Origin of the sequence: Longirhabdus pacifica, from assembly GCF_004115085.1 — a bacterium.
Lineage (GTDB): Bacteria > Bacillota > Bacilli > Paenibacillales > DSM-105158 > Longirhabdus > Longirhabdus pacifica.
The window spans coordinates 119,931-144,845 of record NZ_QXJP01000003.1 but is presented as its reverse complement, the minus strand read 5'-3'; the positions used below and the strand labels follow the sequence as shown (position 1 = coordinate 144,845).

Genomic DNA, 24,915 nt, shown 5'->3' with positions numbered 1-24,915 from the left:
TTTTCATCATACATATGTAAAAAATAACCATTATACTTATTTTTTCCTATTCTCACACTTGTAATGTGTTTTGGGAATGTGTTAACATAATTTCGTATGCCTTTGATACCATTGAGGTGAGTACATGAAAACCATTATCGATCAATATAAAATCGAATTGCAGGTGCTAAGAAATGCGTCACACCATACAGTTAAAAACTATTTAAACGATTTGAATCAATTTGAGGCATTTCTCAAAGAGCAACATATTCATCACTTTGCTGAAGTTACGTATTTTCATATTCGAATGTTTTTAACAAAGCTTAATGAGCTGCAATATGCAAAAAAAACAATTTCCAGAAAACTATCATCCCTAAGATCATTTTTTGTATTTTTAGAAAAAAATGACTTTGTCGAACAAAATCCATTTCAATTTGTTAAGGGACCTAAAGGAGAGACCAAGCTTCCTTCGTTCCTATATGTCGATGAAATGAAAAAATTGTTGAATAGTGTTGATACTAACCAAAATATGGGGATTAGAGATGCAGCTATATTAGAGTTACTGTATGCTAGTGGTATGCGAGTAAGCGAATGTGCTAATCTCAACATCAGGGATATAGATTTTACTGCTGGTCTTGCACTGGTTTTTGGTAAAGGCGCAAAAGAAAGATATGTGCCCATTGGTGAGTATGCCATTGCTTCGTTGGAATGTTATTTGAAGCATGCTAGGTCAAAAATAGTTAAAAATGTTGAAGAAGTTGCACTTTTTTTAAATTTACGAGGTACACGTTTGAGTGATAGAAGTATTCGACGTATTATTGATAAATATATAACCAAGTCTGCAATGCAAAAAAAAGTGAGCCCTCATACATTTAGACACTCTTTTGCCACCCATTTATTAGAAGCTGGGGCTGATTTACGAACAGTTCAAGAATTACTGGGACATGCAAATTTATCTACAACTCAGATATACACTCATGTAACTAGGGATCATTTGCAATCGATATACAATAAGTCACATCCAAGGGCTTAGAAAGGGGTAACAAAGATGGAGCAAACATTTCACGCAACGACGATCTGTGCTGTACATCATGATGGTAAAGGTGCTATTGCTGGGGATGGACAAGTGACATTCGGTAACAGCATGGTGATGAAAAATAAAGCGAAAAAAGTGAGAAGACTACATAATGGTAAGGTGGTAGCTGGCTTTGCTGGTTCAGTAGCTGATGCTATTACCTTATTCGAAAAGTTCGAAGCAAAATTAGAGGCACATCATGGTCAGCTTCAACGTGCAGCAGTAGAACTAGCTAAAGAGTGGAGGTCTGACCGCGTACTACGAAAATTAGAAGCGATGCTGCTTGTGATGGATACAGATCATTTGTTGCTTGTATCCGGTAATGGGGAAGTCATTGAACCTGATGATGGGATATTAGCGATTGGGTCTGGTGGTAATTTTGCTTTATCTGCTGCAAGAGCATTAAAGAGACACGGAAAAGATTTAACTGCAAAAGAAATGGCGGAAAATGCATTGCATATTGCTGCTGAAATCTGCGTGTTTACAAATGATCAAATTATAGTTGAAGAGGTGTAAACGAAGGAGGTAAATGTTTTGGATAATAAATCATTGACACCGAAAGCCATTGTAAAAGAGCTTGATAAATATATTATTGGTCAGCACATGGCCAAAAAAGCCGTAGCTGTTGCACTTCGAAATCGTCATCGTAGAAGTTTATTGGAAGACAATCTAAAAGACGAGATTGTACCTAAAAATATACTAATGATCGGTCCAACGGGTGTTGGAAAGACAGAAATTGCAAGGAGACTGGCGAAATTAGTGCAAGCACCATTTGCAAAAGTGGAAGCGACAAAATTTACGGAAGTAGGTTATGTAGGTCGTGATGTAGAATCTATGGTTCGCGATTTGGTGGAAACTTCGATTAGAATGGTAAAGAACTTAAAAACCGAAGAAGTAAAAGAGCAAGCTTTGGAATTAGCTAATGAGAGGATTGTGCATATTTTAGTACCTTCTACCCAGAAGAAAAAAAATATGAAAAACCCTCTGGAAATGATTTTCGGCAATCAAGAACAAAATGAAGAACCAGAAGAAGAGGAAGTAAAATTAAATAAAGCAGAAAAAAGAAAGCAGATGAAAGAGAAATTGCAACAAGGTGAATTAGAAGATACGGTGATTGAGATTGAAGTTGAAGACCATTCACCTTCTATGTTAGAAATGTTCTCTGGACAAGGTAACGAGCAGGTTGGGCTCAATATGCAAGAATTACTTGGCAATATGATGCCTAAAAAAATGAAAAAACGTAAGCTGTCGATTGCTGATGCACGGAAGGCATTGACCCAAGAAGAAGCACATAAATTGATTGATATGGACGAAGTCATGCAAGAAGCAGTTCATCTTGCGGAACAGCATGGGATTATCTTTATTGATGAGATCGACAAAATCGCCCGTGCAGACCGTGGAGGAAGCCCAGATGTGTCCAGAGAAGGCGTGCAGCGTGATATCCTCCCTATTGTAGAGGGAAGTACGGTCATGACGAAATATGGCCCTATTAAAACAGATTATATTTTATTTATTGCGGCTGGTGCTTTTCACTTCTCTAAACCATCTGATCTGATTCCAGAGATGCAGGGAAGATTTCCAATACGTGTGGAATTAGATAATTTAGGGAAAAATGATTTTATAGCTATCTTGAAAGAACCTAAAAACGCTTTAACAAAGCAGTATACTGCTTTACTGGAGACAGAAGGATTCAAAGTTGAATTTTCGGAAGAATCGATAGAAGAAATTGCTGCTATGGCCGTTGATGTAAATCAGAATATGGACAATATAGGGGCAAGGAGATTACACACCATACTGGAAAAATTATTAGAAGACTTATCTTACGAAGCACCTGAAATCACGTTAGATGTCTTCACGATTACGCCAGAATACGTAAGAGAAAAGCTAGAAACCATTGCTAAAAACAAAGACTTAAGCCAATACATCTTATAAGAAACTCAGGAGGAAGAAAAGAAATGAATCTGTTAGAGAAAAATAGAAAATTAAATGTACTATTGCAAAAAGCTGGAGGGCATGCTGTTAACTTTATGGAAATGGCGGATGTATTGAAAGATACAATCTTGTCTAACGTATATGTCATCAGCCGTAGAGGAAAGATTTTGGGGCATTCTATCATCTATCCGACGATGTCCGATAAACTGTACAAAATGGTGTACGAAGACAAAAGAATAAGCGAAAAGTATAATGATTTCTTAATGACGATCAAAGAAACAGCATTGGATTCAGACTTGCATTTTTATGATGCGGAAGATAAGGAAGAGTTTAAGGAACTTTTTGATAATAAGTATTTGACACTTATTCCGATTATCGGTGCGAAGGAAAGATTGGGAACGTTGGTGCTTGTTCGTTTGAATGAACCATTCGTAGATGATGACTTAATTCTTGCAGAATACGGTTCCACCATTATTGGTATGGAGATTTTGCGTGAGAAGACGGAAGAAATTGAAAAAGAAGCTAGAAATAGAGCCATTGTACATGTGGCTGTTTCCTCATTATCCTATAGTGAATTAGAATCAGCAGAACATATTTTTGAGGAGCTAGATGGGAAAGAAGGCTTACTTATTGCTAGTAAAATCGCAGATCGAGCAGGGATAACAAGATCTGTTATTGTAAATGCGCTTAGAAAATTAGAAAGTGCCGGTGTAATTGAAACAAAATCACTAGGCATGAAGGGAACATACATTCGAATTTTGAACATGTTACTTGTGGATGAATTAAAAAAGGCAAGAAATTTATAAAAAATATAACAATCTTAATAATAAATTGATCATAACGTCACAAATAAAAGTTGCAAAATTTTATTTCATGATTTTTGCCTTTTATGTGTGACATATTTAATAATAAAATGTAAATAAAGTATAAGGTGAGAAGTCCTATCTCTAAAGATGGGGCTTTTTGCATATTTACAAAAGTAACCTAAACACCTTAAAATTTTTCCAACAAGGTTTTACACCAAATCATAAAAAATCACAAAAATATATAAAAAGCTGTCGATTTAACCTATGATAATCAGTTTTTGTGTAGAATTGTGAAATACAAAAGGAGGTGGATGTCATGAGCATGCTAGTGAATCGCAACTTTGGCATAATAGAAAGCAGCTTGAACGCAGCTACGATGAGACAAGAAGTGATTTCACATAATTTATCCAATGTAGATACACCGCATTACAAAAGATCTGAAGTTGTATTTGAGTCTGTACTTGCGGAGCAAATGAAACAACCTTCCAAAATTGTCGGATATAAAACAGACCAACAACATTTACAAGTTGGAGGTTCGACCAACATGAATGTAAAGCCAACCATTACCGTAGATCAACATACATCGTTTAATAACAATGATAATAATGTGGATGTAGATATGGAAATGGCATTGATGGCTCAAAATCAATTACGCTATAACGTTCTTGTTGAGCAGATGAGCCATGAAGTTAAGTTTTTGAGAACATCAATAGGAGGTAGCTAGTCATGAGATTAAGTAGTGCATTTGATATATCTGCATCAGCTTTAACCGCTCAACGACTTAGGATGGACGTGATATCCTCCAATATTGCGAATGCGAACACAACGAGAGCAAAACAAGTGGACGGAGAATGGGTTCCATATCAACGAAAAATGGTCGTTTTTGAGCCACACAAGACATCATCATTTGAAAACGTCTTAGGTAATGCTTTAGATCAACAGAGTGGTCGTGGTGTGAAAGTAACAAAAATAATGGAAGATGAAGCTCCTTTTAAAAGAGTGTATAACCCATCTCATCCAGATAGTGATGCACAAGGCTTTGTGTATATGCCGAATGTAGATATTGCAAAAGAAATGGTGGATATGATATCTGCTACAAGATCATATGAAGCAAATGTTACAGCATTAAATGCAACGAAAGGAATGGTGATGAAAGCATTAGAGATTGGTGATTAATAACATTTTAAGGAGGTAGTATTGATGAATGTACAGCTGAATCCAATGAGTCAAGTCGCTAACGTTTCAAACATAAATCAAATTCAGCGAAATAACGATGCTATACATATGAGTAAAAATTTTAATGCCATGTTGACTCAATCATTAAATTCTGTTGCTACACAGAAAAATGAAGTCGAACATTTGACCAATCAATTTATAACGGGTCAACTTAGTGATGTACATCAACTTAAAATCTCCTCTGAAAAAGCATTACTTGGTTTGCAATTAACGGTACAAGTACGTGATAAAGCAGTTGAAGCATACAGAGAAGTAATGAGAATGCAAATTTAATGTAATGCATGCTGAAGGTTATTAAAGCAATGAGGTGAAAAAGTGAAAGAAACATGGAGTAAGTACAAAGAGAGACTCACACAATATTGGTCGTCTTTTACCAAGAAGCAAAAAATATTATTCTCAGCAACATTTATCGCCTTAATCTTTGCATTGGGAATCACCATATTTGTACTATCGAGAACGGAATACACTTGGGCTTACCATGAACTAGATGGAACAGATATGGCAGCAGTCACAGAATATCTAAATAGTCAGAATATCCCATATGAGTTAGGTGCTTCTGGAACAAGTATTGCGATTCCTAGTAAAGATGTGAATCAAGTTAAAGTGGATATCGCGGGTGCTAATTTAGTGCAAAATGGTTCACAAGGTTTTGAAATATTCCGAGAAAACATTTCAGGATTCGGAATGACAGACAATGAGTTCAAACTGTTGAGACAAGATTCGCTTTCAGGAGAGATAGAGAAGCTATTAAAAGATAGCTTCGGTGAAATCAAAAGTGCCAGTGTGATTTTGTCATTACCAGAAGACAGTCCGTTTGTTAATGATACAAAGGAATTTGCTTCTGCTTCGGTTAGTTTGGATTTTAGCCCAGGATTTCGACCATCACAAAAGGTAACAGATACGATTTATAATTTAGTGCAAACAAGTGTCGGTAAAGATCACATGCCACTAGAGAATATTACGATAAGTGGACCAAATGGTGAATTGTTCCCATCTTCTGAACTAGATGGAGGCATGCTATCAGATTCATCCATAGTAGATGAGCAATTCAGAATAAAGCAAAAATTCGAACAAGATGTAGAGAGCAACATGGAAGACTTTTTTAAACTTCAATTTGGCGAAGATAGAGTGATTGTACGTGTGATGTCTACTTTAAACTTTGATCAAAAAAGTAAACAACAAACGCTGTACACTCCTGTTATAGACGAAGAAAACAGGGGAATTGAACGTAGTATACAAGAAATTGAGAAAAGTGTTGTCGGCGCAAGTACACCAGATGGTGGAGTGCCAGGCACAGGGGAAACAGACATCCCAGGTTACCAAACGACGGATAATGATCAGTTGATGGAATCTGATGAGTTGGAACGTATCGTAAATTACGAAGTAAATGAAAGTCAAGAAACGATTATTTCTAGCCCATTTGTAGTAGAAGATGTGACTATTTCACTTGCTATTCGTGATGAAGATAATACGATTGACGAAGCAATGCAGGAGAAAATTATAAACAGTTTAGAAAGTAATGTGAAAACGCTATTAGCAAATAGTAATAACTTGGATAATATAAACGTGGAAGAAAGAGTTGAGTTGTTCGTCCACTCTTTTTATGATGAGCAAAATACCACGAATGATGTACAAACCTCTAACTTATTATGGTATGCGTTAGCAGCACTAGCTGTTGCGATTGTAATTGGAGCTACGATAGCTATTGCAAGTCGTAGAAATAGTAATGCAATGATGGAACAAGATTTGCCAGATATATTGGATGGAGAAAGCCCATCGATGAAACTTGAAAATCTAACTAAAGACCATGAAATTCGTCACCAACTTGAATTACTGGCTAAAACAAAACCAGATGAATTCGTGAAGTTGATGAGAACATGGTTAGTGGAAGAATAGAGGTGAGGGTTGCTCATGAATAACGTACAACAACAATTTAAATTAACTGGAAAACAAAAAGCAGCTTTACTACTCATCTCGCTCGGTCCAGAAGTATCGGCACAAATATTCAAGCATTTACGAGAGGATGAAATAGAAGAGCTTACGTACGAAATTTCTAATTGTCCTAAAGTAATGAACGAAGAGAAAGAACTTATTTTACAAGAATTTTATGAAATATGTATGGCTCAGGAGTACATTTCACAAGGTGGAATTGCTTATGCGAAAGAAGTGTTGGAAAAAGCACTAGGTACAGAGAAGGCAATGGATATATTAAATCGATTGACGGCAACGCTTCAAGCACGACCGTTTGATTTTGCACGTAAAACAGACCCAGCTCAAATATTGAATTTTATTCAAAATGAAAATCCACAAACGATTGCATTAGTTTTATCCTATTTGAACAGAGATCAATCTTCAGCAATCTTGTCCGCACTTTCGCAAGATAAACAAGCAGATGTAGCGAAGAGAATTGCTATGATGGGTAGCACTTCCCCTGAGATCATTAATCAGGTTGAAAGAGTGCTGGAACAGAAATTATCAGCTACCGTTACACAGGACTATACTAACACTGGTGGTATAGAGTCTATTGTGGATATTTTAAACGGCGTCGATCGCGGAACAGAAAGAACAATATTAGATGCCTTAGAAATGCAAGATCCTGATTTAGCAGAAGAAATAAAGAAAAGAATGTTTGTATTCGAAGATATCGTCAATTTGGACAACCGCTCCATTCAGCGTATTATTCGTGATATTGAAAATCATGATCTATTACTTGCGCTTAAAGTTGCAAGTGAAGAAGTACGCAATGTCATATTTAAAAATATGTCCAAACGTATGGTGGAAACATTCCAAGAAGAGATGGATTACATGGGTCCAGTTCGTCTGAGAGACGTAGAAGAAGCACAAACAAGAATTGTGGCTACGATTCGCAGATTAGAAGAATCAGGAGAAATTGTTATTGCTCGTGCTGGAGGAGATGATATCGTTGTCTAACCTTATTAAATCCACTTCTTATGTAACCGTAACGGAAACAAAAGAAATAAAAGCAGACATCGTTTCTCTTGCTGAGACCGAAAGTGAAAGTCATACAGAGCAACATGAAGATATGGAAAAAGTGAAAAAAGCGTTAGATTTAGAACTTGAGCAAGAAATTGCTGAAATGAAGCAAGTCAAGATGGAAGAAGTGAAACAAGAAGTAGAGCGTAAAATGAAACAAGCAGAGCAACAAGCCCATAAACGCATGGAACAAGCACAAGCCGAGATTGAACGTTGGTGGGAAGAAAAGAGAGAAGAAGATGCACAGTGGATAGAACAGTGTCGTCAAGAGGCAGCAGAAGAAGGGTACAAGGATGGATTTCAGAAAGCAGAAGGGAATGTACAGGAACAATATGCTGATACATTAGAACAAGCTGCTTCTATCATCCAATATGCCCACAAACAAAAGCAGTCCATCATTGATGAAGCAGAGCCATTTTTGGTAGAAGTGAGTATTGCTATTGCAGAAAAAGTGATGAACAAAGAATTAGAAGCTAATTCTGAATGGATATTGGACATGATCAAGCATGCATTAGAAAAACAACGTGAAAAGGGTATCATTTCGGTATGCGTATCACCTTCACACTATCAATACATAAATGATGCCAAAGAAGAATTGAAATTGAACATGGATGCGCAAACGGAACTACAAGTTGTTCCAGATTACTCCGTAAAGGATGCGGGTTGTATTATTCGATCTTCGAACGGCAGCATTGATGCAACCATTGATACTCAACTAAAAGAAGTGAAGCAAAAATTAATGCAAGTTGCTAAAAGCGAAGAGGGGAGAGCGGAGTGAAATGACATTGTCTGCTGAGAAGTACAAAGAACATTTACACCGCATTGAACCTATTCGTTACAACGGGAAAGTAACGCAAATTATAGGGCTAACCGTAGAATCGGAAGGACCTGAGGCAAGAATAGGTGATGTGTGTCATATTTATCCAAACTATGACAGTAGTCCTATTTATGCCGAAGTAGTAGGGTTTAAAAATAATAGAGTTTTACTGATGCCTTTAGGTGAATTGCACTCTATTGGACCCGGTTGTGACGTAGTAAATACGGGCAAACCGTTATCCGTAAAAGTAGGATATGAATTACTAGGGAAAGTATTGAACGGTTTAGGCGAGCCACTAGACGGCTCTGTTTTATCACCAAAGATGAATGAATACTCTACTTACAATCAACCTGATAATCCTCTAAAGAGACCAAGAATTAAGGAACCTATTGGGGTTGGCATACGCTCCATTGATGGATTGCTCACGGTCGGGAAAGGGCAAAGAGTAGGTATATTTGCTGGATCAGGAGTAGGGAAAAGTACGATGCTCGGTATGATCGCAAGAAATACTGCGGCAGATGTCAACGTCATCGCCTTAATAGGGGAAAGAGGTAGAGAAGTACTAGATTTCATTGAAAGAGATCTTGGTGAAGAAGGACTTAAGCGTTCCGTAGTTATCGTTGCGACATCCGATCAACCGGCACTTATCCGCATTAAAGGAGCATTAATTGCAACGTCTATTGCAGAGTATTTTAGAGATTGTGGCTTGAATGTCATGTTTATGATGGACTCTGTTACACGCTATGCCATGGCAATGAGAGAAGTAGGATTAGCCGTAGGTGAGCCTCCAACAACAAGAGGATATACGCCTTCTGTATTTACAAACTTGCCAAAGTTGCTCGAGCGTACTGGTACAAGTGAGCACGGTTCCATTACTGCTTTTTACACTGTGTTAGTCGATGGTGACGATATGAATGAGCCAATATCCGATACCGTTCGCGGAATTTTAGACGGTCATATCGTGTTGAGTCGAGCATTAGCAAGTAAAGGACATTATCCAGCTGTGGATATTTTAACTAGTGTCAGCAGAGTCATGAGTGAAATCGTAGGTAAGGATCATATTGAAGCTGCGAATGAATTGAAAAAGAAGCTGGCTGTATATAAAGAGTCAGAAGACTTAATTCAGATCGGGGCATATCAAGAAGGTTCGAATCAAGAAATAGACGAGGCGCTACAGTATATATCGATCATATGGGAATATTTATCGCAAAAGACAGATGAGAAAGTAAAGTTTGAAGAAGCTTACGAACAATTAATTGAACTGTTTCTAAGGAGCTGATCATGTTGGTCTTTCGTTTTGCAAAACAAAGAATAGTAGACTTGAAAAGTAATGAAAAAAAGCAATCTTCCTGGATGTTGTCAAGAGCTATTCACGATATGAAGGGAACTGAAAAATCACTAGAGCAGTTAAACGCAATGAAAGATAGCAAACTAAATGAACTAGATGAAATGAAAACAAAGGGAACCTCTATTTCTGATATTTTACTAGAGCAGCAATATGTAGAGTACATAGATCAGAAAATAGTAGTGGGGAAAAAAGAACTTCATCAATCCAAGTTGCACGTGCAACAGCGACAACAAGACCTATCTTACAAAACGAAAGATGAAAAAATATGGAACAAATCAAAACAGCGAGCACACGAGCTATTTAAAGAAGAAGTGAATCACAAAGAGCAATCTGAGCTGGATGAAATTGCTTCTACTAGATATAGTATGAGCTAACCTTGGAGTAAGGAGGGAAGACAAGGTGACTGAAACAAGTGTAGACAATCAGAAAGTGAGTATGTGGGCTCGGATCTTATATTACTTTATTATACCTGTAGTATTTGCTTCCGTACTTACCATCGTATTGCTTACGATTACGGGTTATGATCTGAAAACTCCAATGATGAAAGTGGCACAAAACATACCGTATGTTGATTCACTTTTACCGAAAAGTGAGGAAGCGATTGCGAAAGAGAATGATACAAGTGAAGTGGAAAAACTCACTTTGCAAATTGCAGAGCTAGAAACGCAGTTAGCATCTGCAAATGAACAAATTGAGTCACAAACTATATCCAATAAAGAACAGCGAATACAGTTAGTCAAACTTCAAGAAGAAGTGGACACAAAGGTAGATGAAGAAATAACTACCAAAGTGCAAGCATTAAAAGATCTGTATGTCAAAATGAGTGCTCGAAAAGCATCGTCTATTTTGGAAACACTAACGTTAGAAGAGCAAGTGTTAATCCTATACACGATGACTGCACAACAACAAAAAGACATACTAGAGAGAATGGAACCTGAAAATGCAGCAGAAGCTTCTATCGCCTTAAAGGATGTTGCATCACTAGAAGATGCATATGTAGCAGCTAATGATGTGAGACAGGAAATAGTAGATGAACGAGAGCAAATGGAACTGTTTACGTTGGAAGATATCAGTTTGACTTTTGCTTTCATGGAGGCAAAAAGCGCAGCTGAGATTTTAGCAGAAGTATATGCCAGTAACAATGATCTAGTTATTGCGATTTTACAAGAAATAGACGTAGCATCTCGCTCTTCTATATTGGCAGAAATGAATGATATGAACGATGCTGAGGGCAAAAATTACGCAGCAGCCATTTCACAATCACTAAATTAAAAGATGAAATTGATATTTGAAAGGAGGTGAAAAAACATGAACCCAATCATGCTAAATGCAAATGCAACTGTACAGCAGAACAAGCCTTTATGGAGTAGTCAAAACACTGGAAAAGCAAATGGGTCTAATTCTTTTGCATCCATTTTTCAAAGTGTAGAGGGTATGGATATGCAGGGGATGGAAGCAAGTGGCGCAATACCTTTATCACAATTACAATCTTTAACCTTAGAAAATCCGTTACTAGCCCAGGATTTACTTGATTTGTTTAGTCAAATGGAAGAGTTATTGTCGGCGTTGATCTTGTCCATGGAAGATGTACCTGCAGAGCAGCCAACACTACAGCAAGATGAACTTATTGCAGCAATGCAACTTAGCAATGTTCAAACACCACTGTTGATGATGCAACAAACAGAAAACATGGATGTAAAAGGGATGCTGGCTTTGACCATGCAGCAAAGTGGTAATGCACTTCCATCTGTGGAATCATTGCAACAAGTACTGAGCAAATTGCAACAATTGCAGAGTAACTTGCAAAATCAACAAAACCTTTCTTCTTTACAACTTACACCTGCTTTACTTACAGATGCAAAAGCTCTTTTTGCACAGTTTGAACAAGTACTTCAGCAAAATGGAGTGTTGGAGCAGCTTCCTGCTGACATGAAAAAACAAGTAGAGCTGTTAAAGACAAGCGCACCATCCTTGTTTGCTAATCTTGCATCTTTAATGGAAGACGGGGACGTTAAAATGTTAGAAGGGAAAGAGAATCCTTTACTGCAATTTAACGCAAAACCAATGCTGGAAGGATCAAAAGTGGCGTCATTATTAAACACTACCACTGCACCTGCAATTCCCATTTACAGTCAACAAGGGCTTGATCAATTAAGCCAATTTGTAAAGCAGCTACAAATATCGCAGCAAAACGGAATTTCTGAGGCGACTATTAAACTAGTACCAGAACAGCTAGGACAGGTCCAAGTCAAAATTTCCATGCAAAACGGCCAGATGGTAGCACAATTCATGGCAGAAACGTTAGTGGGTAAAGAGGCAATTGAAAGCCAGCTTGCTCAGTTGCGAACAAACTTACAAAACCAAGGCATTCAGGTTGATAAATTAGAAGTGATACAGCAAGAGGAAGCACCATCTTTTCAACAGCAGCCAGGTCAGCAACAACAGTTCTCCAATGAACAACAACAATTTACACGAAACAATAGCTCGTCCGCGCAAGCTGTTTACGATGAAAATATGGACGTATATCATCCAGACCTTGAAGTAGAGATGGATGTTGATCAGCCGAAAGATATAGAGTCCCATTCATTTCACGCAACAGTATAGTGTATAGAAAGGAGAGCGATTTTTTTGCCACAAATTAATACACAGTATACAGCAGCAGAAGTTACAAGCAAGAATGCTGCGAATAGTAAACAGAGTGCACAAAGTGCACCTAACAAGATGGGTAAAGATGAATTTCTTCAAGTGCTATTAGCACAGTTGCAATATCAAGATCCAATGGAACCGATGGATAATAGTGCTTTTGTCGCACAAATGGCACAATTCAGTTCACTTGAACAATTAATGGATTTGAATAAAGAGTTGGCATTAATGCGTCAATCTCCTAGTATTGCTTCTGGTTTAATTGGTAAATCCGTAAGTTGGATTGAATACAATTCAGATACAGAAAAAAATGAATTAGTTTCAGGTGTGGTAGATTCTATTTCTATTATCGATGGCATCCAGTATGCTGCGGTGGGAGATATGGCCATTCCAATAGATAATATCGTGGAAATTGCTAATCAACCTCCTGCTGATCAGGATGACGGTAGTGATGCTGGAAGTGGGGATGGTTCTGGAGAAGACGGAGATGGTGATACTGGAGAAGGAGTAGAAGGGTAATGGTAAAAGTTAATCATACTCTGTATACAGGAAAACCGTTACATCTTACTCAACAACCCGTAAAACCTAATCATGCCAAGACATCAGATGCGCAAACTTCATTTCAACATATTCTAGAGCAGAAGCAGTTAAAGTTCAGTGCACATGCATCGATGAGACTAGAAGAGAGAAATATTGCGCTTAGCCAGGAACAACTTCAACGATTAGACAAAGGGATGGTAAAAGCAGAAGCAAAAGGTGCGAAAGATACATTAATTATGATGGATCAATTTGCTTTTATTACCAACGTTAAAAATAAAACGATTGTCACTGCAATGGATCAACAATTGTTGAAAGATCATGTATTTACGAAGATTGATAGCACTATCATCGTGTAATAATGGCTGGACCTTGATAAGGAAGCCAATCGCTGTGAAACGACAGAAGCAGCAAAATTTTAACTTGAAAGAGAGGAATTTATAATGATTAGAGCAATGTATTCAGGCGTAGCAGGAATGCGTGGTTTTCAAACGAAGCTGGATGTAATATCCAACAATATTTCCAACGTGAACACGGTAGGTTTTAAAGGTAGTCGCGTCATGTTTCAAGACATGTTAAGTCAAACGATGTCCGGCGCAACAGCTCCAACAGACGAGAATGGGGGTGTAAATCCAAAACAAGTAGGATTGGGTAGCACTATATCAGCAATAGAGACGATATACACACAAGGAAGTGCATTGCCTACAGGAGTTACGGAACATTTGCGTATTAGTGGAGATGGATTTTTTCTTGTAGCACAGAATGAAGATGCAGCAAATGACGGTGAATTCTTTTTGACGAGAGATGGAGATTTTAAACGAGACGCTGTTGGTAACCTCGTTAATTCTGCTGGCATGATGTTGTTAGATAGTGATTTAGCTCCTATTGTAATAGATCCTGAGCCAGATGAAGTTACTTCTTTTACGATAGAACAGAACGGCACTATAAGAATTGTAGACGGAGATGGTGAGTTTGAAGATATAGGTCAGATTGGTATTGCTAAGGTTACGAATCCAGGTGGACTAGAAAAAGTTGGTGGAAATTTATACCGAATGACAACAAATGCTAATCTTGAAGGTGAAGATTTTATTTTTACCGCAGATGATTCAGAAGTTGGAACTGGTGAAATCATTTCTGGTGAATTAGAAATGTCCAATGTAGATATGACACAAGAATTTACAGAGATGATTATCGCACAGCGTGGATTCCAAGCTAACTCTCGCGTCATTACAACGTCAGATGAAATGCTGCAAGAAGTAGTGAACTTAAAATAGTTAGTTAACGTAGTGGAATGAAGAAGGAAAGAGAAGAGTGCAGAAAGTTGATTCACCTCTTCTCTTTCTCTAACAAAGTTTTAAAGCAATAACAAAAAGTACTGAGTATTAGAGGTGATTGTCAATGATAGAAGTTACTCGCCTAAATAATAAAAAGTTAATGATTAATGCTTTATTGATTGAGTCGATAGAATCGACACCCGATACCGTAATTACATTAACAACCGGTAAGAAGTGGATAGTGCTAGAGTCAATACATACGGTTAACGAGTTAATCATTCAGTTTATGAAGGAGATTGGTGCAATAAATTGCAATATACATATGAATCAAAAAGGGGGTAGTAAAGATGTCTAATAATAAATTATTAACGACAATGATCATTTTACTTGTATCTATCACTTTAATTATTGCATCCGTGTTCCTATTAAAAGGGTACGTATTTGATAATGAAAAAGCTGATAAAAACACATTAGAAGGTACACAATTTTTATCTGCGGTGGAGCGTGCTGAATTAACGGTGAAAGTAGAGAACAAGATTACAAACTTAAAAGGTTTGGATCACATCGTAAAAGTTAGCTATGCATTCCTTATGAATAATGAAGAATCTAGAGCTGAAATGGATGAGTTAACCGCGGAAGTAAATGGAGTGATTGTGGAGACACTGTCCATGACAACCGCAGAACAGTTACATGATCTAGACAGCCAAAGCAAAATCAACCAAAGTATGATCAAAGAAATCAATGAAATTTTAAATAAAGGAAAAGTGATTGAAGCTCGCATTACAGATTTACTTATCACAGAGCAATAGTAAGTTATTCAATCTCATACTTACTTGTAAAACACTATACTTTGAACTCACGGATGTAGATTAGCAGAAGGAGGTGTCAGGCTCAATGGAAGTACTCTCGCAAAATGAAATAGATGCGCTTCTTACAGCCATTTCCACAGGGGAAATGAGTGCTGATGAACTAAAAAAAGAAGATGAAGAAAAAAAGGTAAGGGTATACGACTTTAAACGAGCTGTTCGTTTTTCCAAAGATCATATACGAAGTTTATCCAGAATTCATGAGAACTTTGCAAGATACTTAACGACATATTTCTCAGCTCAATTGAGAACGTTTGTGCAAATTAACGTCGTACAAGTTGAACAGCTTCCATATGAGGAATTTATAAGATCAATTCCGAAAGTAACCATCCTTAATATTTTTGAGGCAAAGCCGCTCGAAGGGCGGATGGTCATGGAAGTTAATCCCAACGTTGCTCAATCGATGATTGATCGCCTATTAGGTGGTGTAGGTCATTCTGTATCCACAGAAGTTGGAACATTAACAGAGATCGAAAACATGGTGCTAGAGAGAATTTTTAGCAGGGCATTACACAGTTTAAAAGAGGCTTGGAACAATGTGCTCGATGTGAATCCACGTATGGAAGCACTAGAAACTAATCCGCAATTTATGCAAATTGTTTCTCCTAATGAAACGATAGCCCTTATTTCACTCAGCACGAAAATTGGGGATACGACAGGAATGATGAATTTATGTATTCCACATGTCGTGATAGAACCAATTATGTCGAAATTATCGATGCATCATTGGTTTGTTTCACAGGAAAAAGTGGTGGAAGGCACAGGAAGTTCAGCCCTTAAAAAAAGATTGCACAAAGCTGATTTACCTATCATAGCTGAATTAGGTGGTTCACAAATTACAGTAAACGAATTGCTGCATTTGAACGAGCAAGATGTCATTCGTCTAAATCAGTCGGTAAAAAAAGGATTGAATATTCGGGTAGGTGATAAAGTTAAATTTCATGGAACTGCTGGTCAAAGTGAAGGAAAATTAGCGGTACAAATTAGTGACGTTGTACGTGAGGAGGAAGAAAATGTCGAATAACAAAGAATACTTGTCTCAAGATGAGATTGATGCATTGTTAAATGCTTCTGATAGTTCAGAAGATCAAAGTAATGAAATAACAGCATCACCTACTACTATGGTGGATCAGTATTTAACATCGCTTGAACAAGATGCATTAGGGGAAATTGGTAATATTACATTCGGTAGTGCTGCAACAGCATTATCTACATTAATGGGTAAAAAAGTAGACATTACAACACCACAAGTTTCTATTATACAAAAAACGAAACTACAACAAGAGTTTCCAAAACCACACGTTACAGTTCACGTTAAATATGTGGATGGTTTTGTAGGAACTAATTTACTTGTGATACAAACGCAAGATGCTAAGGTCATTGCTAACCTTATGTTAGGGAAAGAAGATGTAATAGAACCTGAAGATTCACCATTAGATGAGTTACATCTAAGTGCTGTGCAAGAAGCGATGAATCAAATGATGGGTTCTTCTGCAACATCCATGTCTACTATCTTTAATCGCTTTGTGAATATTTCTCCACCAGGTATTGATATTTTAGATGTCATGAAAAAAGAAGGAGTCTCCCAACTTCCAGAAGGAGAAGTGCTAGTTAAAATATCTTTTCGTTTGAAAATAGGAGATGTCATCGATTCTTCCATTATGCAGCTTCTTCCTGTTGATTTTGCCAAAGAATTGGTACAATCTCTCTTAGGTTCCAAACAAGATGTTGAAAATACAGAGACACCATCAACAGAATCGAAAGGAGAAAAGCAGATGGAAACAAATGCTGAGCAAACGTTACATAATCAGACCAAAGATTCACCTTCATACACGTCACAACAAGAAGCGGCAGCTGTTGAATCTATTTCTAATCAGCGAGATGTGAATGTACAACCCGTTCAATATACACAATTTTCTCAGCAGCCTGTCACGAAGCAACCTCAAAATTTGGATCTGTTAATGGATATACCACTTAATGTAACGGTTGAACTAGGAAGAACATCAAAACAAATTCGTGAAATTTTGGAATTAAATCAAGGTTCTATCGTTGAATTAGATAAACTAGCAGGTGAACCTGTAGACATTCTCGTTAATAGTAAATTAATTGCTAAGGGAGAAGTTGTAGTTATCGACGAGAACTTTGGCGTTCGGGTTACCGATATTGTGAGTCCAATGGAAAGACTAAAAAATATTCAATAAACGTGGAGGAATGAACAATATGTCAAAAAAGAAAATACTAATTGTGGATGATGCTGCATTCATGAGAATGATGATTAAAGATATTCTTGAAAATAACGGGTATGACGTGGTTGGGGAAGCCAATGATGGAACCCAAGCGGTAGAAAAATTTAAAGATTTACGACCTGATTTAATTACATTAGATATCACGATGCCGGATATGGACGGAATTGCAGCATTAAAAGAAATTAAATCTATCGATCCTGAAGCAAAAGTCATTATGTGTTCCGCGATGGGGCAGCAAGCCATGGTCGTAGATGCTATACAAGCTGGCGCTAAAGACTTTATTGTTAAACCATTCCAAGCTGATCGAGTGCTCGAAGCAATTAATAAGACATTAAGCTAATGACAAGCATGACTTCCAAGTATACTTCAGGGTGGTTTTTAACTGGTTACAAAGCAGATTACGCTAGTGACGGCTGGATGAGTTTTTTGTATGTCATTGGCACGCTAATTTTTATTATCTTTCTGTTTTTGATCATCATTCGTTTTATTCATAAAAAAAGATCATTTTGGCTACCAAAGTCTCCAATCCAATCACTTGGAGCTTTGTCCGTAGCACCGCAAAAAACGATCCAAATTATTGAATTAGGAGAAGTGATTTACGTTATAGGTGTAGGTGACGACATTACTGTACTCGATAAGTTATCGGAATCAGAACAAGTTGAAAAAATACGTGAGCAGTTAGCTTCTCCGTCTAGTAAGACTCAGGCTTATTCCTTTTTTGAGCAATGGAGAAAGAGAAATGAAAAAAGGAATAGTAATGCAACAACAAATGATCAACATTTTCAAGACATGATGGAAGAAGAACTAAGTCGTAATCAACATAAAAATCAATAAGCGCAAGCACAAAACAAGATGCTATAGATAGGTTGGAATACTATGAAAAATCTTAGGTTTATCGCATGGTTGTCTTTCGTTATTTATTTCTGTCAACCTAATATAGGAAATGCAGCAACCATTGAGCTACCAGGTGTAGAACCTTCGAGCGCAATATCGATTATATTGTTAATCACTGTACTAAGTATTGCACCAGCAATTCTAGTATTGATGACATGTTTTACGAGAGTCGTAGTTGTGTTAGGGTTTGTGCGAACATCATTAGCAACACAACAAATGCCTCCCAATCAAGTTATTATCGGATTAGCGTTATTCTTAACCTTGTTTGTGATGGCACCTACATTTGCAGAAGTGAACGAACAAGCCATACAACCTTATATTAGTGGTGAGATTACTACCTACGAGGAACTATTTGAGAAAGCTGCTGCTCCATTAAAAGATTTCATGGGCAAGCATACGAGGGAAAAAGACTTGCAGTTGTTTTTAGATTTTGCAAATGCGGAAAAGCCTGAGAATATTCAAGATACACCGATTACGGCACTGATTCCTGCATTTGTTATCAGTGAACTAAAAACAGCCTTCCAAATGGGTTTTATGATTTTCATTCCTTTCTTAGTAATAGACATGATCGTATCTAGTGTATTGATGTCGATGGGAATGATGATGCTCCCACCTGTAATGATTTCATTACCGTTTAAAATACTACTATTTGTATTAGTAGATGGTTGGTATTTGGTTGTGAAGTCGTTGTTATTGAGTTTTAATGGATAGCTAAAACATAGACATTGAAGTCATACTTTACACATGTTAAGGCGTCTTAAAAACAAGCAAAAAGGAGTCTATCATGAATTCAGAATTGGTCATCGAAATAGCAACACATGCCGTCAATACGATTTTGAGGATAGGATTGCCCCTTATGCTAGTAGCACTTGTTGTTGGTTTACTCGTAAGTATTTTTCAAGCGACGACGCAAATACAAGAACAGACGCTTGCATTCATTCCTAAAATTATTGCTGTACTAGTAGCGGTGCTTTTTTTTGGTAGATGGATGTTAGGGGTAATGGTAGATTTTACATACAATTTATTGGATAACCTCTATAATTTCATTGGATAGGTTGTGAGGTTATTGCAGCTCATATTAGATTTTTTACCGTCATTTTTACTCGTATTATGTAGAATATCAGCGTTTTTCGTATCATCACCTATCTTCTCCTTTCGTGGCATACCGCCTCAAGCGAAGGTAGGGTTAGCATTTTTTATTTCATTTATCGTCTTTTTTTCTGCTGGTTTACCGTCCAGTATACCACTGGATGTTGCATATATGATTAGTGTCGTTAGAGAAATACTCATCGGATTGGCACTCGGATTTGCAGCGTATATATTTTTTACAGCGATCCAGATTTCTGGTTCTTTCGTAGATTTGCAGATGGGATTTGGAATAGTGAATGTGTTTGATCCGATGACAGGCGCACAAAGTCCCATTATAGGTAATTTCAAGTATGTCATTGCGACATTATTATTTTTAGTTATGGATGGTCATCATTATTTATTAAAAGCAGTTGTACAAAGTTTTGAATGGATTCCTTTTGACAATACGTTTTTTAATGCAATTTATGATGGAGATGTTAGTAATTTTATGTTGCAGAGTTTCGTGCAAATGTTTTCGATAGCCTTGCAAATGTCAGCTCCATTAGTTGCGGCACTATTTTTATCGGATGTAGCCTTAGGGATCTTATCCAAAATAACGCCACAATTTAACGTGTTCGTAGTCGGTATTCCATTCAAAATTATTGTTGGATTTTTAATTTTACTACTAATGATACCAGGTTTCGCTTATTTGTTTGGTCAATTATTTGAAACGATGTTTACAGCGTTAGATCAGTTATTGCAAGTATCTGGCACTTGATCGGGAGAGATGAAGTTGCGAAAAGTGATGTTAGAGTTAGATTTGCAACTATTTGCTCAAGAGAAAACAGAAAAAGCCACACCGAAGAAGAGGCAGGAGTCTCGGAAAAAAGGGCAAGTTGCCAAAAGTAATGAAATTCCCGGGGCGCTCATCTTGCTTTGCAGCATGTTGGCGATGTTTTTACTCGGTGGATTTTTTAAAAATCATATTGCTGATTTTTTCGCCTTTACTTTTCACGAGTATATGCTGTGGGATGTCACGATAGATAATATGGTTATTATTTTTAACAATATGATGTTCGAAATGTTATTGATTCTATCCCCTATTATGCTCGTTGCCGTTGTGTTTGGTATTGTAGGTAATTACATTCAAATCGGTTTGTTATTTACAACCGAACCACTGAAGGTACAGTTTAAAAAGATTAATCCTATTGAAGGTGCAAAAAAAATATTTGCACTTCGTGCTTTGGCTGAACTAGTAAAATCTCTTTTAAAGTTAACGATTATAGGATTCATTATCTTTTATACGTTGTGGAAAGAAAAAGAGCAAATAGTTCAGCTGTCCTTGTTGTCTTTAACCGATGTTTTGTCTTACATTGCAAGAGTGACGTTTTTACTAGGATTTCAAATCGGTTTACTGCTTATTGGTATTGCTATATTAGACTACTATTATCAGCGATATGAGCATGAAAAATCGATTCGTATGTCCAAACAAGACATCAAAGATGAGTATAAAAAGTCAGAGGGAGACCCTTTGATAAAAAGCAAGATCAAAGAAAAGCAAAAGAGAATGGCGTTGCAGCGTATGATGCAAGAAGTGCCTCATGCTGATGTCATTGTAACGAACCCGACTCACTTTGCTGTTGCTTTAAAATACGACAATCAAGAAATGCAAGCACCGATGGTGATTGCTAAAGGACAAGATTACGTTGCACAGAAAATAAAAGCAATTGCAAAAGAACATCAGATTGTAACGATGGAAAATAAACCATTAGCAAGAGCACTATTTCAACAAGTTGAAATCGGGGAGAGTATCCCAGAAGAAATGTTCCAAGCAGTAGCAGAAGTATTAGCTTATGTGTATAAAATGAAAGGCAACGATCAGAGAAAATGACGGGAAAGGAGGTTGCGCAAATGAAAACGAGAGACGTCGCTATCATGCTAGGTGTTATCGGTATGATTTTAATCATGATTATACCGATACCTTTAACTATTGTTAGTTTCTTATTGATTATTAATATTTCTTTGGCATTAACGATCTTATTGATTGCGATGAATACACAGGACGCTTTGCAGTTCTCTATCTTTCCTGCGATTCTTTTAGTCACTACGTTGTTTCGACTGGCGCTAAATGTTTCCACTACACGTAAAATATTGTCGGAAGCAGATGGTGGAAACGTCGTTTCAGTATTCGGCGCATTCGTTGGTGGACAATCAGTCATTGTCGGTTTCGTCGTATTCCTTATTCTTGTCGTTGTACAATTTATCGTTATTACGAAAGGTTCGGAACGTGTGGCGGAAGTTGCAGCGAGATTTACATTGGATGCGATGCCAGGGAAACAGATGAGTATTGATGCAGATTTAAATGCAGGCCTCATTAATGAAGAGCAAGCAAAACAACGACGCGAGAAAATCGAGCGAGAAGCCGATTTTTACGGAGCGATGGACGGTGCTAGTAAGTTTGTTAAAGGGGATGCGATTGCAGGTATCGTCATCATGCTCATCAACTTAATTGGTGGGTTAATCATCGGTATGGTCGTGCATGAAATGGACATAGCCACAGCAGCAAAAACATTTTCTATGCTGACAATTGGTGATGGTCTAGTCAGCCAAATACCAGCATTGCTCATATCGATTTCAGCAGGTTTAGTAGTGACCCGTTCGGCTTCCGAAGGAAACTTTGCAGAAGATGTTAGTTCACAATTGTTAACTTATCCAAGACTACTCTATATCGTTGCTGGAACACTCATACTGCTTGGATTTACACCTATCGAATGGAAGTATATTATACCGATTGCAGGCATCCTTATTTTTGCAGGCATACGAATGCAGCAGACGATGAATCAGAAGGATGAGGTAGAACAAGTGATGGAAGAAGAACAGGAAATAGAAGAAATTAAAAGTCCAGAGAGTGTAATCAACTTACTTCATGTCGATTCTATCGAATTTGAATTTGGTTATGGTCTAATACCGTTAGCGGATGCGCAACAAGGTGGGGACTTACTGGATCGCATCATTATGATTCGTCGACAAACTGCGGTAGATTTGGGATTTGTCGTACCTGTTATCCGAATTCGCGACAATATTCAACTAAAACCGAACGAATACGTCATTAAAATTAAAGGGAATCGCGTGGCCGATGGTGAAATATTACTTAACCACTATTTAGCGATGAGTACTGGAATGGAAGATGAATCGATTAAAGGGGTAGAAACAGTAGAGCCTGCATTTGGACTTCCAGCGTTATGGATCGATGAACCAACGAAAGAAAGAGCGGAGCTTTCAGGCTATACCATCGTTGACCCTCCATCCGTTGTAGCTACTCATTTAACTGAAGTAATCAAACGACATGCTTATGAATTAATCGGAAGACAGGAAACACAAATGCTTGTGGATAATTTAAAAGAAAATTATCCTGCATTAGTAGACGAACTTATTCCGAATTTAATGTCGATTGGTGACATACAGAAAATATTGGTGAGATTATTAAATGAGAATATTTCTATTCGTGATCTTGTGACCATATTTGAAACATTGGCTGATTACGCTACGTACACGAAAGATCCTGAAGTGCTTACGGAATATGTGAGACAAGCACTATCAAGACAAATCACACAACAATATGCGTCGGATAACCAATCATTAAAAGTCATTACGCTTGCCGCTGCAGTGGAGAAGAAAATTGTCGATTCTGTGCAGCAGACGGAGCAAGGGAACTATTTAGCTATGGACCCTACTTCTTCTCAATTAATTTTAAGAAGAACGAAAGAAGAGTGCAACAAATTGTTACAGCTTGGGCAACAGCCAGTGTTACTAGCATCACCCAATATTAGAATGTATCTACGTCAATTGTTAGTTCGTGCACTTCCAGATGTACCTATACTTTCTTATAACGAGCTAGAACCGAGCGTAGAAATAAAAAGTGTTGGAGTGGTTAATGCATGAGTATGAGTACGAAACATTATGTTGCTGATTCCATGGAAAAAGCACTGGAGCAAGTAAGAGCAGATTTAGGAGCCGACGCTGTTATTTTAAGTAGTAAAGAAATTGTCGAAAAGAAAATGTTAGGTTTAGTTAAAAAGAAAAAATATGAAGTCATTGCAGCTAGTGAATGGAACAATGTAAAGCCTAACGCAAAATTAAATAATAGAAGTTTTACAAAAGAAAGTAAAAACCCCTCCACTACATTTGAACGAAAGCTAGCAACGTTAACTTCTGCTGTAGCGGAACATACATTGCAACAAGAAGTGACTTCCAAGCCAAGTGATGAGGTATCGCCTTTGTCACATGCTAGTAAACAAGCAGAAGTAAAGCAAAACCTTGCTTCTACTAACGATGAAAGCATGCAGTCTATACAAGAACAAATGCAGCAAATGAAACAGTGGATAGGAACGTTAGTAAAAGAGAAAGATGACACTTTTGCCCCACTAAAACAGTTGGAGCAAAAATTAAAAAAAGCAGAAGTATCAGAGGCAATCATTGAGTCACTAACATTATCTATGATAGAGCATGGCAGTAATGTCGTTGATTCAGATTGGGAGGATTTGGTGAAGCAAAAACTTCACCAAATCTTAACACCTGAAAAAGTAGGAGACATGAAGCAAGAGACTAAAATGGTACACGTAGTGGGACCAACAGGGGTCGGAAAAACGACAACGTTAGCGAAACTAGCGGCAAATGAAATGTTAAAAGGTAAAAAAGTTGGATTCATTACATCCGACACATTTCGTATAGCAGCTGTCGAGCAAATGAAAACATATGCAAAAATTTTAAATGCACCATGTGAAATTGTGAATTCTCCGAAAGATGTCGAAAAAGCTTATCATAAACTGACATATTGTGATATTATTTTTATGGATACAACAGGAAAAAATTTCTGCGATGAAGTGCATGTTTCAGAAACAATCAGTTATTTAAATATAGTGCCTGTTCCTACTGAGACTTTTTTAGTCGTTAGTCTGAATAGTAAATATAGTGATATGAAAATAATCATAGATAACTTTTCTAAATTTCAGGTGGATAAAATTATTTTCACAAAAGCGGATGAAACGAACAGTTTGGGGACTATCGTTAATGTAGCACATGATTTTCCTTACCAACTATCGTACATTACGTTTGGTCAAAATGTTCCAGATGATATTGCATTAGTTGATCCGAATAAAGTGGTAGATTCTTTATTAAAGGATAATTAATTGTACCTTAT

Annotated in this window: 29 protein-coding genes; all 29 read left to right on the top strand. The window is 37.3% G+C overall.

Annotation, left to right across the window (positions count from 1 at the left end):
• Positions 1 to 124 precede the first annotated feature (124 nt).
• The 29 genes from xerC (at position 125) to flhF (ending at position 24,904) form a co-directional block, all read left to right on the top strand.
• The gene (gene xerC, locus D1Z92_RS03395) at positions 125 to 1,012 is read left to right on the top strand and encodes a tyrosine recombinase XerC (protein WP_128894251.1); all 888 of its coding nucleotides are present in this window, start codon (positions 125 to 127) and stop codon (positions 1,010 to 1,012) included.
• Between the two features lie 15 nt (positions 1,013 to 1,027).
• Complete coding sequence (hslV, locus tag D1Z92_RS03390) at positions 1,028 to 1,570, top strand: ATP-dependent protease subunit HslV (protein WP_128894250.1); 543 nt, start codon at positions 1,028 to 1,030, stop codon at positions 1,568 to 1,570.
• Between the two features lie 18 nt (positions 1,571 to 1,588).
• Positions 1,589 to 2,986, top strand: coding sequence for an ATP-dependent protease ATPase subunit HslU (gene hslU / locus D1Z92_RS03385; RefSeq protein WP_128894249.1), 1,398 nt, complete (start codon positions 1,589 to 1,591; stop codon positions 2,984 to 2,986).
• A gap of 23 nt (positions 2,987 to 3,009) precedes the next feature.
• Complete coding sequence (gene codY, locus D1Z92_RS03380; protein ID WP_128894248.1) at positions 3,010 to 3,792, top strand: GTP-sensing pleiotropic transcriptional regulator CodY; 783 nt, start codon at positions 3,010 to 3,012, stop codon at positions 3,790 to 3,792.
• Between the two features lie 316 nt (positions 3,793 to 4,108).
• Positions 4,109 to 4,516, top strand: a complete 408-nt coding sequence (gene flgB / locus D1Z92_RS03375; RefSeq protein WP_128894247.1) for a flagellar basal body rod protein FlgB — start codon at positions 4,109 to 4,111, stop codon at positions 4,514 to 4,516.
• 2 nt (positions 4,517 to 4,518) lie between these two features.
• A complete protein-coding gene (gene flgC / locus D1Z92_RS03370) occupies positions 4,519 to 4,968 on the top strand; it encodes a flagellar basal body rod protein FlgC (RefSeq protein WP_128894246.1) in 450 nt (149 codons plus the stop codon).
• Positions 4,969 to 4,992: 24 nt separating this feature from the next.
• Positions 4,993 to 5,301, top strand: coding sequence for a flagellar hook-basal body complex protein FliE (gene fliE, locus D1Z92_RS03365; RefSeq protein WP_240666555.1), 309 nt, complete (start codon positions 4,993 to 4,995; stop codon positions 5,299 to 5,301).
• A 42-nt stretch (positions 5,302 to 5,343) separates the two neighbouring features.
• Positions 5,344 to 6,924, top strand: coding sequence for a flagellar basal-body MS-ring/collar protein FliF (gene fliF / locus D1Z92_RS03360; RefSeq protein ID WP_128894245.1), 1,581 nt, complete (start codon positions 5,344 to 5,346; stop codon positions 6,922 to 6,924).
• Positions 6,925 to 6,939: 15 nt separating this feature from the next.
• The gene (gene fliG, locus D1Z92_RS03355; RefSeq protein ID WP_128894244.1) at positions 6,940 to 7,959 is read left to right on the top strand and encodes a flagellar motor switch protein FliG; all 1,020 of its coding nucleotides are present in this window, start codon (positions 6,940 to 6,942) and stop codon (positions 7,957 to 7,959) included.
• Positions 7,952 to 8,800 (top strand): FliH/SctL family protein, encoded by an 849-nt coding sequence (locus D1Z92_RS03350; RefSeq protein ID WP_164931433.1) that lies wholly within the window; start codon positions 7,952 to 7,954, stop codon positions 8,798 to 8,800. The genes fliG and D1Z92_RS03350 overlap by 8 nt, the downstream gene beginning before the upstream one ends.
• A 1-nt stretch (position 8,801) precedes the next feature.
• Positions 8,802 to 10,118: a flagellar protein export ATPase FliI gene (gene fliI, locus D1Z92_RS03345; RefSeq protein ID WP_128894242.1), complete on the top strand. Its 1,317-nt coding sequence runs from the start codon at positions 8,802 to 8,804 to the stop codon at positions 10,116 to 10,118.
• Positions 10,119 to 10,120: 2 nt separating this feature from the next.
• The gene (locus D1Z92_RS03340; RefSeq protein WP_128894241.1) at positions 10,121 to 10,561 is read left to right on the top strand and encodes a flagellar export protein FliJ; all 441 of its coding nucleotides are present in this window, start codon (positions 10,121 to 10,123) and stop codon (positions 10,559 to 10,561) included.
• 25 nt (positions 10,562 to 10,586) lie between these two features.
• Positions 10,587 to 11,459 (top strand): MotE family protein, encoded by an 873-nt coding sequence (locus tag D1Z92_RS03335; protein ID WP_128894240.1) that lies wholly within the window; start codon positions 10,587 to 10,589, stop codon positions 11,457 to 11,459.
• A 36-nt stretch (positions 11,460 to 11,495) separates the two neighbouring features.
• Positions 11,496 to 12,791, top strand: a complete 1,296-nt coding sequence (locus tag D1Z92_RS03330; protein WP_128894239.1) for a flagellar hook-length control protein FliK — start codon at positions 11,496 to 11,498, stop codon at positions 12,789 to 12,791.
• 24 nt (positions 12,792 to 12,815) lie between these two features.
• Positions 12,816 to 13,349: a flagellar hook capping FlgD N-terminal domain-containing protein gene (locus D1Z92_RS03325; RefSeq protein WP_164931432.1), complete on the top strand. Its 534-nt coding sequence runs from the start codon at positions 12,816 to 12,818 to the stop codon at positions 13,347 to 13,349.
• Positions 13,349 to 13,726: a TIGR02530 family flagellar biosynthesis protein gene (locus D1Z92_RS03320; protein WP_128894237.1), complete on the top strand. Its 378-nt coding sequence runs from the start codon at positions 13,349 to 13,351 to the stop codon at positions 13,724 to 13,726. The genes D1Z92_RS03325 and D1Z92_RS03320 overlap by 1 nt, the downstream gene beginning before the upstream one ends.
• A gap of 84 nt (positions 13,727 to 13,810) precedes the next feature.
• A complete protein-coding gene (locus D1Z92_RS03315) occupies positions 13,811 to 14,641 on the top strand; it encodes a flagellar hook-basal body complex protein (protein ID WP_128894236.1) in 831 nt (276 codons plus the stop codon).
• 124 nt (positions 14,642 to 14,765) lie between these two features.
• Positions 14,766 to 14,996 carry a flagellar FlbD family protein gene (locus tag D1Z92_RS03310; protein WP_128894235.1) on the top strand — a complete coding sequence of 77 codons (231 nt, stop codon included), beginning with the start codon at positions 14,766 to 14,768 and terminating at the stop codon, positions 14,994 to 14,996.
• Positions 14,989 to 15,450, top strand: coding sequence for a flagellar basal body-associated FliL family protein (locus tag D1Z92_RS03305; RefSeq protein ID WP_128894234.1), 462 nt, complete (start codon positions 14,989 to 14,991; stop codon positions 15,448 to 15,450). Before D1Z92_RS03310 ends, D1Z92_RS03305 begins: the two co-directional genes overlap by 8 nt.
• 85 nt (positions 15,451 to 15,535) lie before the next feature.
• Positions 15,536 to 16,531: a flagellar motor switch protein FliM gene (gene fliM, locus D1Z92_RS03300; RefSeq protein ID WP_128894233.1), complete on the top strand. Its 996-nt coding sequence runs from the start codon at positions 15,536 to 15,538 to the stop codon at positions 16,529 to 16,531.
• Positions 16,521 to 17,708 (top strand): flagellar motor switch phosphatase FliY, encoded by a 1,188-nt coding sequence (fliY, locus tag D1Z92_RS03295; protein ID WP_128894232.1) that lies wholly within the window; start codon positions 16,521 to 16,523, stop codon positions 17,706 to 17,708. The genes fliM and fliY overlap by 11 nt, the downstream gene beginning before the upstream one ends.
• A gap of 19 nt (positions 17,709 to 17,727) precedes the next feature.
• Positions 17,728 to 18,093, top strand: a complete 366-nt coding sequence (locus tag D1Z92_RS03290) for a response regulator (RefSeq protein ID WP_128894231.1) — start codon at positions 17,728 to 17,730, stop codon at positions 18,091 to 18,093.
• Entirely contained in the window at positions 18,093 to 18,587 is a 495-nt protein-coding gene (locus tag D1Z92_RS03285; RefSeq protein WP_128894230.1) for a flagellar biosynthetic protein FliO, read from the top strand. Before D1Z92_RS03290 ends, D1Z92_RS03285 begins: the two co-directional genes overlap by 1 nt.
• Positions 18,588 to 18,629: 42 nt before the next feature.
• Positions 18,630 to 19,358, top strand: a complete 729-nt coding sequence (gene fliP, locus D1Z92_RS03280; protein WP_128894229.1) for a flagellar type III secretion system pore protein FliP — start codon at positions 18,630 to 18,632, stop codon at positions 19,356 to 19,358.
• Positions 19,359 to 19,431: 73 nt separating this feature from the next.
• Complete coding sequence (gene fliQ / locus D1Z92_RS03275; protein WP_128894228.1) at positions 19,432 to 19,701, top strand: flagellar biosynthesis protein FliQ; 270 nt, start codon at positions 19,432 to 19,434, stop codon at positions 19,699 to 19,701.
• A 3-nt stretch (positions 19,702 to 19,704) separates the two neighbouring features.
• Entirely contained in the window at positions 19,705 to 20,493 is a 789-nt protein-coding gene (gene fliR, locus D1Z92_RS03270) for a flagellar biosynthetic protein FliR (RefSeq protein ID WP_306438803.1), read from the top strand.
• 24 nt (positions 20,494 to 20,517) lie between these two features.
• On the top strand, positions 20,518 to 21,606 hold the full coding sequence (gene flhB / locus D1Z92_RS03265; protein ID WP_370741203.1) for a flagellar biosynthesis protein FlhB: 1,089 nt from the start codon (positions 20,518 to 20,520) through the stop codon (positions 21,604 to 21,606).
• A 20-nt stretch (positions 21,607 to 21,626) separates the two neighbouring features.
• On the top strand, positions 21,627 to 23,657 hold the full coding sequence (flhA, locus tag D1Z92_RS03260) for a flagellar biosynthesis protein FlhA (RefSeq protein ID WP_240666554.1): 2,031 nt from the start codon (positions 21,627 to 21,629) through the stop codon (positions 23,655 to 23,657).
• Positions 23,654 to 24,904, top strand: a complete 1,251-nt coding sequence (gene flhF, locus D1Z92_RS03255) for a flagellar biosynthesis GTPase FlhF (RefSeq protein ID WP_128894224.1) — start codon at positions 23,654 to 23,656, stop codon at positions 24,902 to 24,904. Before flhA ends, flhF begins: the two co-directional genes overlap by 4 nt.
• The last annotated feature ends 11 nt before the right edge of the window (positions 24,905 to 24,915 follow it).

Bases quoted from the DNA above. Each gene is read 5' to 3' on its own strand.
- flhF (WP_128894224.1), top strand. From the start codon at position 23,654: ATGAGTATGAGTACGAAACATTATGTTGCTGATTCCATGGAAAAAGCA.
- fliM (WP_128894233.1), top strand. From the start codon at position 15,536: ATGGAAGTACTCTCGCAAAATGAAATAGATGCGCTTCTTACAGCCATT.
- D1Z92_RS03315 (WP_128894236.1), top strand. From the start codon at position 13,811: ATGATTAGAGCAATGTATTCAGGCGTAGCAGGAATGCGTGGTTTTCAA.
- flgB (WP_128894247.1), top strand. From the start codon at position 4,109: ATGAGCATGCTAGTGAATCGCAACTTTGGCATAATAGAAAGCAGCTTG.
- fliP (WP_128894229.1), top strand. From the start codon at position 18,630: ATGAAAAATCTTAGGTTTATCGCATGGTTGTCTTTCGTTATTTATTTC.
- D1Z92_RS03285 (WP_128894230.1), top strand. From the start codon at position 18,093: ATGACAAGCATGACTTCCAAGTATACTTCAGGGTGGTTTTTAACTGGT.
- codY (WP_128894248.1), top strand. From the start codon at position 3,010: ATGAATCTGTTAGAGAAAAATAGAAAATTAAATGTACTATTGCAAAAA.
- D1Z92_RS03320 (WP_128894237.1), top strand. From the start codon at position 13,349: ATGGTAAAAGTTAATCATACTCTGTATACAGGAAAACCGTTACATCTT.
- fliG (WP_128894244.1), top strand. From the start codon at position 6,940: ATGAATAACGTACAACAACAATTTAAATTAACTGGAAAACAAAAAGCA.
- D1Z92_RS03290 (WP_128894231.1), top strand. From the start codon at position 17,728: ATGTCAAAAAAGAAAATACTAATTGTGGATGATGCTGCATTCATGAGA.
- fliI (WP_128894242.1), top strand. From the start codon at position 8,802: ATGACATTGTCTGCTGAGAAGTACAAAGAACATTTACACCGCATTGAA.
- D1Z92_RS03340 (WP_128894241.1), top strand. From the start codon at position 10,121: ATGTTGGTCTTTCGTTTTGCAAAACAAAGAATAGTAGACTTGAAAAGT.
- hslV (WP_128894250.1), top strand. From the start codon at position 1,028: ATGGAGCAAACATTTCACGCAACGACGATCTGTGCTGTACATCATGAT.
- fliQ (WP_128894228.1), top strand. From the start codon at position 19,432: ATGAATTCAGAATTGGTCATCGAAATAGCAACACATGCCGTCAATACG.
- fliY (WP_128894232.1), top strand. From the start codon at position 16,521: ATGTCGAATAACAAAGAATACTTGTCTCAAGATGAGATTGATGCATTG.
- D1Z92_RS03330 (WP_128894239.1), top strand. From the start codon at position 11,496: ATGAACCCAATCATGCTAAATGCAAATGCAACTGTACAGCAGAACAAG.
- D1Z92_RS03310 (WP_128894235.1), top strand. From the start codon at position 14,766: ATGATAGAAGTTACTCGCCTAAATAATAAAAAGTTAATGATTAATGCT.
- D1Z92_RS03305 (WP_128894234.1), top strand. From the start codon at position 14,989: ATGTCTAATAATAAATTATTAACGACAATGATCATTTTACTTGTATCT.
- fliE (WP_240666555.1), top strand. From the start codon at position 4,993: ATGAATGTACAGCTGAATCCAATGAGTCAAGTCGCTAACGTTTCAAAC.
- flgC (WP_128894246.1), top strand. From the start codon at position 4,519: ATGAGATTAAGTAGTGCATTTGATATATCTGCATCAGCTTTAACCGCT.
- flhA (WP_240666554.1), top strand. From the start codon at position 21,627: ATGAAAACGAGAGACGTCGCTATCATGCTAGGTGTTATCGGTATGATT.
- xerC (WP_128894251.1), top strand. From the start codon at position 125: ATGAAAACCATTATCGATCAATATAAAATCGAATTGCAGGTGCTAAGA.